We start from the raw sequence: 14,784 nt of genomic DNA on the forward strand, positions 1-14,784 counted from the left end.
TTAACGTAACTTTATCAGCAATTGCAAATGTATATTTAAAAGGGTAACAATTAGCTGCAATTGGTGATTAATTATAACAATCTGATTCATAAACTATTTAAATATCGCCAAAAAATGAACATCAGAACATTGATACTGCTGCTTGGCTGCGCTTTCTTCATCGGAGGCTGTACCACAGCATACAAAACCGGCCAGACACCTGACGATGTTTACAATTCCCCTGCACCACCACAGGATGAATACGCCAACGTTAAAAAATCGGGTGAAAAACGGTATCGGGACTACGAATCTTATGACGAGGACGAGTATGCGGATTATGATGACCGTTATCTGCGCATGAAAGTACGAAACCGCTACCGGTGGTCCGATCTTGACGACTGGTATTATTACGGGAACCGGTACAATTTCAGTTATTACAACAACTGGAATTACTGGAATGATCCTTTTTACTGGAACAGCCCCTGGAGCCCGGTGAGCTACTGGAACATGTATTATAACCCCTATTACTCCGGCTGGTATGGCGGATGGGGAATGGGCATGGGATTTGGCTGGGGTGGCGGCGGCTGGTATAACCCGTGGTACAGCGGCTATTATGGCGGCTGGGGCTATGGCTGGGGTGGCGGCTGGTACGATCCCTGGTACACCGGCTGGTGGGGCAATCCCTACTATTATGGTTACGGACCGGGTATTATCGTAGGCTCGAGGGTTAACTATACCCAGCGGCGCACCAACCTGAATACTTACAACCCGAATATTCTGAACGGCAGCAGATCAACAAACCGTGCTTCTTATACCGACCGGACCACGGCTGCAGACCGCAGGGCGGGTATTACCCGTGAAAGCGGAGGAGGCACAACGGTGATCAGAAGGAGCTCCGGTGACTACGGAACTTATGGCGTGCGTTCAGACAGGAGCGTAAATACCAATAGCTCTAATTCCAGTGCACAGGGGCGCGCCAGCGCGGTGCGGGAGCGGTATTCCGGTAATAATTACAGTAACAGCAGCCGGGCATCTTCATCATCTGAGCGGTATAGCTCCCCGAGCCGTACCGAAAGCTATAGCCGGCCCAATGTGGAAACCCGTTCCTCAACGCCTTCGTATTCACCGCCGGCATCTTCAGGTGGCAGCAGCGGTGGCAGTGGCGGCGGCGGAGGCCGGGGTGTTTCCGGCGGCAGTGGAAGAAGATTTTAACCCAAAAACTATTTAATCGAATGAAGAAAATAATTATCGCAGGTATACTATTCGCCTTTTCTGGAAGTTTGTTCGCTCAAACACCGGAAGATGCACTCCGTTACTCCTGGCTCTCCTCCTCCGGTACTGCAAGGGTGCAGGCCCTGGGTGGGGCTAGCGGATCGCTGGGCGGTGAAATTTCCACACTTTTTTCCAACCCCGGCAACCTGGGGTTTTACAAAACGGGTGACCTGGTAATTTCCGGCGGTTTAAACATCAACAGTAATAAGGCCAGTTATTACGGGGAATCGAACAGCACCGGCAAGACCTCCGGATTTTTTGGAACCTCAGGCGTGGTCTTTGGAAACCAGAGCCGGGGAAACCGTTCCATAAAAAGCTCAGCCTTTAGTATTGGTATCTCAAAGATCGCTGACTTTAATAACAGCATCCGGTTCGGAGGGCTCAATACCAGGAGCTCGATGGCAGATATGTTTATACAGAACGTAAATGCAGACGGGGGCGATCTAAGAACATATGACACCAAGCTGGCCTACGATGTTAACTGGATCGCCGATGATGCCAATGGGGACCTGTTTTCTTCTGCAAGCGCCCTGGCAAGGAACGGAGGTGTTATTCAGGAGGGTACTCTAAAAACCAACGGGGGCATTACAGAAATTGCTATCGGTGGCGGAATGAACCTCAACAACCAGGTATACCTTGGTGGTTCTGTAGGACTTCCGGCACTGCGTTACGGAGCTACCCGAACCTTTGATGAAGTAGACCCCACAACAAATCCCAATAATAATTTTGATAATGCCTATTTTGATGACGACCTGGTTACCAAGGGTATGGGGGTAAATGTGAAGCTGGGGGCTGTATTTACACCTTCTCAAAATTTCAGGCTTGGTCTGGCAGTACATACGCCAACCTGGTATAGCTTAACGGATCATTATGATGCCGAAGCTTATGCCAATACCGAAGGCCTTCCCCAGAATAAGGGCCAAAATGAAGCGTGGTCCCGCCCGGATGAGCCGTCGGTATATGATTACTCCCTGCAGACCCCCTATAAATTGCTGGGCAGCGTTACCTATCTTTTTGGGGATATTAACAGTGTTACCAGTCAGAAGGGGCTGATAACGGCCGATGTAGAATACGTAAATCATATGGCTTCAAAATTTAAAGCCTATGATCAGAACGGCATCGCCGATAAAAATTATTACCGAGGATTGAACACTGCCATTGATGATGCTTACAAAGGCGCTGTAAATGCCCGGCTGGGTGCCGAGTTAAAATTCAACACTGTTATGGCCCGGTTTGGAGGCGCTTATTATGGCAACCCGTATAAGAACCTGGCAGGTGAAAAAGGGAATATTTACCAGGGAACGGCTGGTGTAGGTTACCGGAATCATGGGTTTTTCATTGATCTCGGGTATATTTACACTGCTAAGGATGATGTATATTATCCCTATCGTTTAGAAGATAAAAATGCTTTTAGCCCCGCTGCTGTTAAAACAAACGGCTCAAGAGTGGTGCTTACACTGGGCTTTAAGATTTAAGCATGTTCACACTGATGATTTAGTTATTGGCCTCCGGAATCATCCGGGGGCTTTTTTCATCCATAGCTGTTAGGTTTCTAAAACCTAACAGCTATGGATATACAACCTACCTTCCAAACATCTTTTCGATCTGGTCCTGTTTAAACTCCAGGTAGGTGGGGTTGCCATCGGGGGCGGTGTTGAAGGGGTCGCACTGGAACAGGTCGGTTACCAGCTGCCGCACCTCGCGTTCAGTTAAGCGGGTACCATTCTTTACGGCCCGTTGCCGGGCAAGGGAGCGGATCAGTTTTTCCCGGTTGGAAACACGGATATCGCTGCTGAAATGCTTGTATTGCTCCAGGGTAAAATCAATCAGGTGCTTTTCATCGGTATCTTCCAGATCGGCCGGAGTGCCCTGCACCACGAAGCTGTTTTTACCAAAAGGCTCAATTTCATAACCCAGCATTAACAGGTCGGGCAGCAGCTCGTTCAGCAGCACTGCATCTGCAGGTGAGAGCTCCAGGGTAACGGGGAACATACTTTTTTGGATGGCCACCGGCGCGCCTGCTGCGGCCAGTTTCATTTGTGTATACAGTACCCGTTCATGTGCAGCCTGTTGATTAATGAGCAGGAAGCCTGTTGCTGCCGGCATGATAATATAAGTATTCAATACCTGGGTAAGCTCGGTATCCCTGTCTATCTCAAACCGGCTTTTCTTATTTTGAATGACCAGGTTTTGCTGTTTTGCTGTTTTTTCATAATCAAAAAGTGCGTCTTCCTTTGGCAGGGGGGCATAAAACTCCCTCCAGCTTTTTAGTTCCTGGCCCGAAGGCTTTTCTATAAAATGTGCCTGGTGCTTTTGTGTAAAGCCCTGGTAAAGGGATGAGCCTGATACCTTTTCCTGTTTTTCGTCGGTAAAAGGCTGACTTACAGAAGTGAGCTGCTGAATGGAGGCATCCAGGTCAAAGTCGAGGGTAGGTGTAATGCTGAACTGGGCCAGGGCATGCTTTACTGCCGCCTGTACAAAAGCATAAACGATCTTTTCATCCTCAAATTTGATCTCCTGCTTTGTAGGGTGCACATTCACGTCTACCTGTGTAGGGTCCAGGTCAATAAACAGTACGTACATCGGAAAACTATCGGCAGGCAGCAGTTCCCGGTAGGCATTCATCACTGCATGATTCAGGTAAGCACTTTTGATGAAGCGGTTGTTGACAAAAAAATACTGGTCGCCCCGGGTTTTCTTGGCCGTTTCCGGTTTGCCGGTAAAACCGTGGATGTTCATATAATCCGTTTGCTCGGTAACAGAAACCATTTTGGCGTTATAGCTGTTGCCCAGTAACTGTACGATCCGCTGTTTCAGGCTTCCCGGCTCCAGGTGCATTAACTGCTGGCCGTTGCTGGTGAGGGTAAACAGGATGTCGGGAAATGACATGGTAACCCTTGTAAACTCCTCCACAATATGCCGCATTTCCGCGGCATTGCTTTTCAGGAAATTCCTTCTGGCCGGCACATTAAAAAACAGGTTCTTCATGGCAATGCTGGTGCCGTTGGGTGCAGCAACCGGCTCCTGGTTGGTAACCGTGCTGTTGGCAACTTCGATAAATGTGCCCGTTTCGTCCTCTGCCCGTTTGGTTTTCAGTTCTACCTGTGCCACTGCGGCTATGGAGGCCAGCGCCTCTCCCCGGAAGCCCATGGTATGAATATGAAAGAGGTCGTCGATATTCCGGATCTTGGAAGTGGCATGCCGTTCAAAACACATACGGGCATCCGTTTCGCTCATCCCGCTCCCGTTATCAATAACCTGTAACAGTGTTTTGCCGGCATCGGTTACGATCAGCTGTATGGCTGTAGCCCCGGCATCCACAGCATTTTCCAGTAATTCCTTTACCGCGCTGGCCGGACGCTGGATGACCTCACCGGCGGCGATCTGGTTAGCAATATTATCAGGTAATAAAAGGATCTTATCAGGCACGGTATCTTCTTTTTTGAACCGGTAAAGGTACGTTTTACAGCCTATATCTTCCCGGCAGGGAGCAGGAAATTTGGGATATTTCACCTGCCGGGCCCGTTGCAAATAATGGATCAGTGTGTCAAAAAAATCAGAAAGCGACCGTTTTCCGGAGCAATTTTGACCGGATCTTACCCTTTTTACTTTCCTGCAAAAGAAACTTGCGGCCATCTGAATAGTAAGAGATCACTTCCTTGTCAGCGGGATTAACGATGAAATACTCCTTAACGCCATTTGCTTCATAAAGCTGCTTCTTTAATTGCAGGTCATGTTTTTTATTGCCTGATAATACTTCCACCACCAGGTCGGGCGGTCCTTTTACTTTTCCATCCCGGACGATGGAAAGATTTTCTTTTGCAATAAAAACAATATCCGGCTGCACGGCATTGTTGTGGCCGAGGTACACGTCCACCGGCGAAAAAACACATTCTCCCAAATCGTTTTCCGAAATATGAACGTTCAGGTGGGTGAATAATGCAGCCAGTATCCGCTGGCGTTCAAAGGTTGGTGCGGGCGACATATAGAGAACATTGTTAATAACCTCCGCCAGGGTACCTTCCGGGAGCATTTCGTACACTTCCATAGCTGTTCTTGGCGGGGGCTGGTATTTTTTTTGTGCCATTGTAAGAGCCTGTTTAAATTTTATTGATGGAATTTATTATGAAGCTATTTTGGAGCGAAACAAGGAAAATTTTGCAGGCATAGTAGGCCACTATGGCGAAAAATTTAACGCAGTTGCAGCCCAAAACAGCCATAATAAAGCCATTGAATGAATTTTAAACAGGCTCTAAGTCCCATACAGCAAGTTACAAAATAATTTCAGAAAGGTTTATGCTCCGGGGGCATTTACCGCTTTTTGACCTAAATTCAGCTATTCTTTTAAAACGCTATCGCCATGTTAAAAACGGTCATCAAAACAACAGCATTCCTGCTGGCCTGCTGCTGTTTGCAGCAGGTTATTGCGCAAAGCAGGTCGTTCTCCGCCGGATCCCCGGCGGCCGGAATCGGTTTTGGAAATTCAGAAAATTACTCGGGCCTGCGCTTCAATATCCGGGATAAACAGGTGGCCCGCATCAATGGGGTCAGCATTACCGGCATTGCGAAGGCGCAAATAAAAAAAGGACTTAATATAGGATTTATTATAACCGACAGCATTTCCTCGGGTATTGCCATAAGTCCTGTTTTTACGGGTGCAACAACCGTAAACGGAGTCGGTATTGGTGGTATTGCCTGTGGTGGTGATGTTATAAACGGCCTGGGCATTGGCGGCCTGGTGGTTGCTAACAACAAAGCCCGTGGCATTACGCTTGGTATGATTACCATTGCGGATACCATGCAGGGAATAACCCTTTCATTATGCGGCACGTTTTCAAAAAACGATGCAGGGCAGGGCAATGTAACAGGGCTCATCACTTCCCTGTATGTAAACCGGTTGTATAGCTTAAAAGGTCTGTGCATCGGGGCATTTAACAGCATGGAATGCCAGGAAGGAATGGCTGTTGGCGTCTACAATTGCTCAACCGACCTGCGGGGCATCCAGATCGGTTTGTGGAATGTAGCAAAGAATAAGAAAATGATGAAACAAATGCCATTCATCAATTTCAATTTTAAAAAAAAGCGCTTTATCGCAGGGGCTTAAACCGGGTGGCCGGTATCTAAAAATTAATCCGGTAAAAACGGGCATTCCTGTATTTTTGCGGTTCGCAATGTCTCACCTTATTGTGATCTGAAGGCGGAGTAAAAATTCAAAAAAATTATGAGTAAGGGACCTGTTTCTCAATTTATTGAACATCATTACAGACACTTTAATGCTGCGGCCCTGATGGATGCTGCCAAAGGCTATGTAACCCATCTCGAAGAAGGGGGAAAAATGATGATTACCCTTGCCGGGGCCATGAGTACTGCGGAGCTGGGTATTTCGCTGGCGGAAATGATCCGTCAGGACAAAGTGCATATCATTTCCTGTACAGGAGCCAACCTGGAAGAAGATGTGATGAACCTGGTGGCCCATTCGCATTATAAACGGGTACCCAACTACCGGGATCTGACACCCCAGGAGGAGTGGGACCTGCTGGAAAATCATTACAACCGGGTAACCGATACCTGCATCCCCGAAGAGGAAGCATTCCGCCGTTTGCAAAAACATCTTGTAAAGCAGTGGAAGGAGGCAGAAGAAAAAGGCGAGCGTTATTTTCCGCATGAGTTCCTGTATAAAACGGTTTTAAGCGGGGAACTGGAGCAATACTATGAAATAGATCCAAAGGATAGCTGGATCATCGCCGCCGCAGAGAAGAATATCCCGATCGTGGTCCCGGGCTGGGAAGACAGCACCACCGGGAATATCTTTGCCAGTTACGTGATAAAAGGGGAACTGAAGGCCAGCACGGTAAAAAGCGGTATTGAATATATGACCTGGCTGGCTGATTGGTACCGCCATAACAGCGGTGGCAAGGGGGTTGGGTTCTTCCAGATCGCTGGTGGTATCGCCGGTGATTTCCCGATCTGTGTAGTGCCTATGATGTACCAGGACCTGGAGTGGCATGATGTTCCGTTCTGGAGTTATTTTTGCCAGATCAGTGACAGTACAACCTCGTATGGCTCTTATTCCGGTGCGGTACCTAATGAAAAGATCACCTGGGGTAAACTGGATATCCATACGCCCAAATTTATTATTGAAAGCGATGCCACGATTGTGGCGCCGCTGGTATTTGCCTGGATCCTGGGCTGGTAGTATTATTAATACGTTATACGAAAAGGGCCCTCAGCGGCCCTTTTTTAATGTCTGCAAATGAAAGAAAGCGGCTCAAAAACCATATTCACAAGCTTCTGGATCTGTGAATATCCGGGATCGCTTGAACCGGATATCAGGAGCATTTTTGAGACCGCTTTTTCATGAAACGAACTACTGTTTTGCAGTAAAGCTGGCGGAAGCGCCCGCAGAAGCAACGACCAGTACGCTGGATGTGAGCTGGTTCACCACCCATGTTACCGTATTGGATGACGCGCCTTGAATCATAAGATTGCCCGAAGCATCTACCTGCAACAGGTTGCAATAGGCCTGTATGAATGTATTGAACGCCACCAAACCGCCTGCATAAGCGTTAACAACGGCCTGTAAATTAGCAGCCGCTGTACCATTTACCTGGTAGCTTACGGAGATATTGGAGATGGTAATATTGCTGCCATCATAGCTCCATTTACCGGTAATAGCGGCTCCAACACTGCTGTTGCTTCCGGCCCCGGATACTGCACTATTGAGGTTCAGGCTGAAATCGTGGTTTGCGGTAAACACAGCCACCGGTTTTTGATCATTGGTGGCCGCTGTTGTGTTGGTCTGTTGCCAGGAGTTTGCGGTAAGCTTTTCTTCACCGGAAGATCCCGAATCATCATTTTTACTGCACGCAAAGAGGAATACCGCCATAAATGCGGGTAAAAGAAATTTCATAGAACGAGGTTTAAATAGATAATAAGGCTACAAGATCGGAGCCCTTTATGAAAAAAAAATGAAGCACAAAAAAGCCTATAAGGTTGGTAAACCCTTATAGGCTTGCAGACCTTTCCGGCCTGATTATCTTTTCAGTCTGCCCAGGCCAACCTTGTGACCGCTTATAGCAAAGTATAAGATGTAAAGGTAGCAGGGCATTACTAAAATAAAGTAGGAAAGCTGGAAATTGATTTGCAGGTGATCCTTTAAAAAGCCATAGAGGATGGGCAGGATGGCTCCCCCGGCAATACCCATGATCATAATGGCAGAGCCGATCTTGGTAAACTTGCCCAGGTGGCTGATACCCAATGGGAAGATGGCCGGCCACATTAATGAATTGGCCAGGCCCAGCAGGGCAATAAAGATCACAGATGTGTAACCGGAGCTGAAATAAGCGATCACGGAGAACACTATACCCAGGATAGCGCAGATCCTCAGGGCCGCCTGCTGTGAAAGTATTTTAGGAATAGTAAAAATGCCCACTATATAGCCCACCAGCATTCCGCCCAGTGTTAAGGAGGTAAAATACTTGGCCTGATCAGCATGGATACCAAGCTCCTTTCCATATATCCCGATAATATCGCCTGCCATTACCTCTGCACCCACATATACAAAAATACAAAGCGCTCCCAGGAAAAGATGCGGAAACTGAAAGATGCTTTTATGTTGAACCACTTCTCCACTGGCCTCGTCTACAACATCTTCTTCGGGGTTTACTTCCGGCAGGTGTAAAAATTTGATCAATACGGCAAACAGGATAAATACAATGGCCAAAACAATATATGGCGTATTTACCCGGCCCAGTACATCATTCAAAAGTTGCTCTTTTTCAACACCGGTAGCAGCCGTGATCTTGGCTTCTGTTTCTGCTGCATTTTTTAAGAACACAGCACCCATGATAAAAGGCACGATCATACCCGCAAACTTGTTGCAGATACCGGCCATGCTGATCCTTTTGGCCGCACTTTCAATGGGCCCGATAATAGAAAGATAAGGATTGGAGGCCGTTTGCAACAACGCTAATGCAGCACCCTGAACAAAAATGCCGGTAAGAAACAGCTCAAACGATCTGGATTTTGCAGCAGGAATGAAAATTAAAGAACCAAGGGCCAGTACAACCAGTCCCAGCACTAATCCATTTTTAAAGCCGGTCTTTTTCAGGATCCAGGAAGAAGGAAGCGCTAGCACAAAGTAGGCCATATAAGAGGAAAAGGTTACCAGGAATGCCTGGATGTCTGACAGGCCAAAAGACAGTTTAAAAAAAGGAATAAGTGTACCGTTTGCCCATGTTACAAATCCGAAAATAAAAAAAAGCCCGCAGATCGTAGCCAATGGAAGCAAGATGTTTTGGGAATTGGAATTGGTTCCTGCCATTACAAATCGTTTAAAATGAATTAATAGCTCTAAAAATAGGGAAATTATTGCAGCTAAATGCAATTGCTGCAACCGATTGCGCATAAAAAAAGCATGAATGAACGATTCATGCTTTCATACTTTAGATTTTATATATCAGGCTTTTGAATACCGGAGAGAAGGAAGGCTTTTTTGAGCCAGCGCATACAGACCAAACAAAACCGCACTGTAAAACAGGTCACCGCCAAAAGCACCCAGGAAGAGCTGATTGCTGAACTGGTTGTAAAAAGGCAGGGCTCTTAAATAAGTCATGCCGAGGGTAAGACCCGGTTCGTGCTCAATGCTTCCGGGGATGCCGCTGGCTATCCAGACACCAAAGTTGGAAATGATCCAGAAAATGGCAGAGCCGGTAAGCGAATAACCCAGTACCCGGAGGGCCTTTGGTTGCCGGAGTGTGGTGCCCAGGGCTGTTACCAGGAGCATGCCTCCGTAAACAAAGAACTGGCTGATACCATAAAAACCTCTTGAGCCCATAAGGCTGATCACGATATCCGAAAGCAGGTAAGCGAAGAGCGGCATTATATAGGCCATCCATTTTTTATCGAATGTTGCACCGCTGAACAGCGCCATGGCTACTAAGGGAGTAAAGTTATAAGGATGAGGAAGAATGCGGCTTAACGCGGCAATCAATATCATCAGGGTAATGACCCAGAACCTGTTCGTTGTTTTCATGATCCGAAATAGAGTTTTTTATATGTTGTAAAAGTAAACAACTTTTGGGAAATGCTTCAAAAACCTGTTTTTGAGGCCGGGCCTCACCGGGAAGCCCGGTAATTGCCGGCACAGCGCAGGTTCTGGCTACCCGAGTTTAGGATTGTCTGCATCTTTCCATTTTTGAAGCCGGTATTGCTGGGGCGATATGGCCATGTACTTTTTAAACATGCGGGAAAAATAATAGGGATCATCCATGCCTACATGCCGGGCTACATCTTTTATCTTGATGGAATTGTTCAGCAGCAGCAGGCAGGAGTGCCGGATCTTTTGCTGTATGAAATAGTCCAGCGGGGCAATGCCCGTAGCCTTCCGGAACTGCTGCGAAAAATAAGATACGGAAATGCCCTGGGCGGCCGCCATTTCAGGAATGGTCAGCCGGCTGGCAATATGTTGCCGCATATGCGTCTTAACCGCATCCAGGAACAGGCTGGTTTGGGAAACGGGTTTTTGCTCCCACTGGTCTGCAAACAAAAAAGAAGCGACAAACTTATATAAGCAAAAATTTGCATTGAAAAGTGTTTCATTGGTCACCCCCCGTTCCAGGCAGTTGTACATCATCTCCCAGGTTGTTATACCCCTGTCATTAAAAGCAATGGGGCGTGGGCCACGGTCGGTGGTAATGCCCAGCGACTGGTTCATATCCTCGATTTCTTTCCCGGTATAGTGCACCCAGTAAATGGTCCAGGGCTCTTCAATATCCGCCCCGTAGCGGATGTATTTTGCCGTGGCCGGGATAATGGCGTATTCATTGGCGCGGATTTCGAAATGGTGTTTGTCAATTGTATACCAGCCCTTCCCTTTCAGGCAATAGAACAGGATATTGTCATGACATCCATTTCTGCGTTCGCGGTAATGATAAAATGCTTTGGGAAAATAACCGATCTGGGTAATATAGAGTTGTTGTAAAAACGGGTTTTCCTGCAGCGTTTTTTGTAGGGATTGCTGGGGGATCTCAAGCATTTTTTCGCCTACAAATCCATCTCTTCGTTTAAAGGTTGACATAGGGAAAGAGTATTTAATTGTCCATTAAATTTGGTGAATAGTCCATCTTGTTTTTGGTTTAAGATATGTTAAAGTTAAGTGAAAGTGGAATAATTCAATAAAAAGTAGCGCATATCGCGGCCGCTTTTTGAAAACGTTTATTGATTGATCTGCTTCAATAATATATCGAATAATCCATTAAAGAAATAGTTTCTCCTATTTCCTTTCGCTGACACTGCTTGTAGATTTGACCTCCTAAACAAAAACTTTTGCTCGTTTAATCTTGCCATTATGATTCAAACAAGAACATTGTATTGTCTATCAAGACTGCTATTTCTGATCCTTGTTACAGGCTTTAGCGCCTGGCATTCTTACGGACAGGGTGGTAAAACCACCATTACCGGTACTGTTACGGATTCCCTGGGAAAGGTGATTTCAGGGATCAATATTGTCCTGGAATCTTCAGCAAAAACAGGAACATCAACGGATCTGAACGGGAAATACGTGATCGATGCCCGCAGCGGTGATGTGCTTATTTTTTCCGGGGTGGGCTACCGGGAAGAAAAGAGGGGGGTGGGTACCGGTAACGTTATTGATGTTACCATGATGACTGCACAAGAAGTGATGGACGACATTGTGGTGACCGCCTTTGGTAAAAAGCAACGCAAGGAAGCCATTGTAGGATCCGTTACCTCAGTGAATGTCAAGGACCTCAAAGTGCCTTCCAGCAACCTTACAACGGCTTTTGCCGGCCGTATTGCGGGGGTAATTGCCTATCAGCGATCCGGCGAACCGGGGGCCGATAATGCCAGTTTTTTTGTACGGGGTGTAACCACTTTTGGAAACGGCAGCGGCAACCCGCTGATCCTTATTGATAACATTGAGCTGAGCACTACAGACCTGGCGCGGCTGCAGCCGGATGACATTGAAAGCTTTTCGGTGTTAAAAGATGCCAGCGCTACCGCCCTCTACGGGGCAAGGGGCGCCAACGGTGTTATTTTTGTAACCACCAAACAGGGAAAGGAGGGGGCCGCAAAATTTAATATCCGGCTGGAAAACTCGGTATCGCAGCCAACACAGCGCTTAAAACTGGCCGATCCGGTTACCTATATGCAATTGTATACAGAGGCGCAGCTAACCCGCGATCCACTGGCCCAGCTGCTGTACACACAGAACAAGATCGACCACACCATCGAAGGGGATAACCGGTTTGTATACCCTGCCACCGACTGGTTTAAGCTGATGTTTAAGGACCGGACCAATAACCAGCGCGCCAATCTCAGTGTTACCGGCGGTGGTAAAGTGGCGCAGTATTATGTTGCCGGTACTTATAATATCGACAACGGTATTTTAAATGTGAATGGCGGTAATAACTTTAATAATAATATAAAGCTCCGTACATACCAGCTCCGTACCAATGTAAATATTCACATTACGCCCACCACTGAGCTCATTGCACGGATGAGCGGTCTTTTCGATGATTATAAAGGACCCATCGAAGGCGGTACCAACCTTTACCTGAAAGCGCTCCGGAGCAGTCCTTCATTATTTGCCCCGTTCTATGAGCCGGATTCTGCAAACGTTATTGCTAAACATATCCTGTTTGGCAACTACCGGTCGGGATCGTCCTATTTTCTTAATCCTTATGCGGATATGCTGAGGGGGTATAAGGACTACTCCCAATCGCGCATGCTGGCCCAGTTTGAGCTCAACCAGGATCTGTCGGCTGTTACAAAAGGGTTAAGCTTCCGGGGATTGTTCAGCACCAACCGCTATGCCTATTTTGATGTGGCGCGCGCCTACGGCCCCTACTATTACAATATTAATTTTTACGACCGGCAAAAGGACCTTTATACCCTTGGCTGGCTGAATGAAAATGAATCAGGTAATGGCAATGCACCTTTTGAAGATATCAGGGGCGTGTACGGTTACCGCACGGCCAACACAAATTTATATGCCCAGGCCACAATGGACTACAGCCGGGTGTTTAACAAGCATAATTTAGGCGGCACCCTTATTTATGTAATGCAGCAAAGTCTTTCCAATGTAGAATCGCTGGATGTACAGGCTTCGCTTCCCCACCGGAACCTTGGTTTATCCGGAGGTGCCAGCTATGCGTACGACAACCGCTACTTTCTGCAGTTTAACTTTGGTTACAACGGGTCGGAGCGGTTCTACAAAGATAAAAAATTCGGTTTCTTCCCTACACTGGGCGCGGGTTGGATTGTATCGAACGAGAAATTCTGGAACCGGTCCGTTATCAATCGCCTCAAATTAAGGGCCTCTTACGGAATGGTTGGGAACGACGCGATCGGAAGCGCCACCGACCGTTTTTTCTATCTTTCCAATGTTAACCTGGAAAATTGGGACCGAGGCATGAGCTTCGGGTTTGAGCCGGGCGCCTATTCGCGGCCAGGGGTTTCCATTAACCGGTATGCCAATTTTGATATAAGCTGGGAAAAATCCTATCAGAAAAATATAGCTGTTGAACTGAGCTTGTTCAATAAAATCAATATCGTGGCGGAATATTACCAGCAGCAGCGCAGGAATATCCTCATGCCCCGGACCTCCATTCCTTCCACTATGGGGTTGTCTGTAGGAACCCAGGCAAATGTAGGCGAGGGTTCTACCCAGGGGGTGGATATTTCACTGGACGCCACTCATAATTTCAGCAGTGATTTCTGGCTCTCTGCAAGGGGAAGCTTCACGTTTGCTACCAGTAAGTACGTAAAATATGAAGAGCCGGAGTATAATGACCGGTACCTGCTGCATACCGGCCAGTCTTTTGCGCAGCAATGGGGCTTTATTGCAGAACGCCTTTTTACGGATGATGAAGATGTACGCAATTCACCAAAGCAGAATTTTGGCCGTTATGAAGCCGGTGATATCAAGTACAGGGACGTAAATGGTGATGGGCAGATCACCAGCCTGGACATGGTCCCGATCGGCTATCCTGTCACACCCGAGATTACCTATGGATTTGGCGTTTCCCTGGGCTATAAAGGATTTGACCTTTCCCTTTTCCTGCAGGGGCTGGCCAGGGAATCCTTCTGGATTGATCCTTATGCTACAGCACCATTTATTAATTATGACGGCGGCAACATCAACGGCGGACGGATCGGGCAAAACGCGTTGCTTGAGGCGTATGCCAACAGCCACTGGTCCGAGGAGAACCAGGATATTTATGCACTTTGGCCCCGGCTTTCTGTAACACCGGTTAATAACAACAGCCAGTCCAGTACCTGGTTTATGCGCGATGGCAGTTTCCTGCGGCTAAAAACCACAGAGCTGGGCTACACATTGCCATCGAAATGGACACAGCGGTATAAGATCAGCAATTTCCGGATCTATTTTAACGGGATCAATCTGCTCACGTTTAGCCGGTTTAAGATCTGGGATCCGGAAATGGGTGGAAATGGCCTGGGCTACCCGGTACAAAGAGTGATGAACCTGGGCGTCAATATGAACTTCTGATA

General features: G+C 47.3%; 11 protein-coding genes. 5 read left to right on the plus strand and 6 right to left on the minus strand.

All coding sequences use genetic code 11. The features are described from left to right. Nucleotides 1–114: 114 nt before the first annotated feature. Complete coding sequence (locus BLS44_RS06900) at nt 115–1,191, plus strand: hypothetical protein (protein ID WP_090389604.1); 1,077 nt, start codon at nt 115–117, stop codon at nt 1,189–1,191. A 20-nt stretch (nt 1,192–1,211) separates the two neighbouring features. Then, on the plus strand, nt 1,212–2,726 hold the full coding sequence (locus tag BLS44_RS06905; RefSeq protein ID WP_090389328.1) for an aromatic hydrocarbon degradation protein: 1,515 nt from the start codon (nt 1,212–1,214) through the stop codon (nt 2,724–2,726). A 106-nt stretch (nt 2,727–2,832) separates the two neighbouring features. Here the strand turns inward: BLS44_RS06905 and mutL are convergent, their stop codons facing one another. Both mutL and BLS44_RS06915 read right to left on the minus strand, forming a co-directional pair. Continuing rightward, nucleotides 2,833–4,680, minus strand: a complete 1,848-nt coding sequence (gene mutL / locus BLS44_RS06910) for a DNA mismatch repair endonuclease MutL (RefSeq protein WP_090389605.1) — start codon at nt 4,678–4,680, stop codon at nt 2,833–2,835. Between the two features lie 127 nt (nt 4,681–4,807). Beyond that, entirely contained in the window at nt 4,808–5,338 is a 531-nt protein-coding gene (locus BLS44_RS06915; RefSeq protein ID WP_143019687.1) for a Uma2 family endonuclease, read from the minus strand. Nucleotides 5,339–5,611: 273 nt separating this feature from the next. Between BLS44_RS06915 and BLS44_RS06920 the strand changes: the two genes are divergently transcribed. Next, entirely contained in the window at nt 5,612–6,355 is a 744-nt protein-coding gene (locus BLS44_RS06920) for a hypothetical protein (protein ID WP_090389329.1), read from the plus strand. A 117-nt stretch (nt 6,356–6,472) separates the two neighbouring features. Further along, nucleotides 6,473–7,447 carry a deoxyhypusine synthase family protein gene (locus tag BLS44_RS06925; RefSeq protein WP_090389330.1) on the plus strand — a complete coding sequence of 325 codons (975 nt, stop codon included), beginning with the start codon at nt 6,473–6,475 and terminating at the stop codon, nt 7,445–7,447. A gap of 171 nt (nt 7,448–7,618) precedes the next feature. Here BLS44_RS06925 and BLS44_RS06930 read toward each other — a convergent pair whose 3' ends face one another. The 4 genes from BLS44_RS06930 to BLS44_RS06945 form a co-directional block, all read right to left on the minus strand. Then, nucleotides 7,619–8,161, minus strand: a complete 543-nt coding sequence (locus BLS44_RS06930; RefSeq protein WP_090389331.1) for a hypothetical protein — start codon at nt 8,159–8,161, stop codon at nt 7,619–7,621. Between the two features lie 123 nt (nt 8,162–8,284). Then, nucleotides 8,285–9,574 carry a sugar MFS transporter gene (locus tag BLS44_RS06935; protein ID WP_090389332.1) on the minus strand — a complete coding sequence of 430 codons (1,290 nt, stop codon included), beginning with the start codon at nt 9,572–9,574 and terminating at the stop codon, nt 8,285–8,287. A 135-nt stretch (nt 9,575–9,709) separates the two neighbouring features. After that, nucleotides 9,710–10,285: a DUF6580 family putative transport protein gene (locus BLS44_RS06940; protein ID WP_090389333.1), complete on the minus strand. Its 576-nt coding sequence runs from the start codon at nt 10,283–10,285 to the stop codon at nt 9,710–9,712. A gap of 126 nt (nt 10,286–10,411) precedes the next feature. Then, nucleotides 10,412–11,329, minus strand: a complete 918-nt coding sequence (locus tag BLS44_RS06945) for an AraC family transcriptional regulator (protein WP_090389334.1) — start codon at nt 11,327–11,329, stop codon at nt 10,412–10,414. 270 nt (nt 11,330–11,599) lie between these two features. Between BLS44_RS06945 and BLS44_RS06950 the strand changes: the two genes are divergently transcribed. After that, nucleotides 11,600–14,782 (plus strand): SusC/RagA family TonB-linked outer membrane protein, encoded by a 3,183-nt coding sequence (locus tag BLS44_RS06950; RefSeq protein WP_090389335.1) that lies wholly within the window; start codon nt 11,600–11,602, stop codon nt 14,780–14,782. Nucleotides 14,783–14,784 lie beyond the last annotated feature (2 nt).

Source organism: Niabella drilacis (assembly GCF_900101395.1).
Classification (GTDB): Bacteria; Bacteroidota; Bacteroidia; order Chitinophagales; family Chitinophagaceae; genus Niabella; species Niabella drilacis.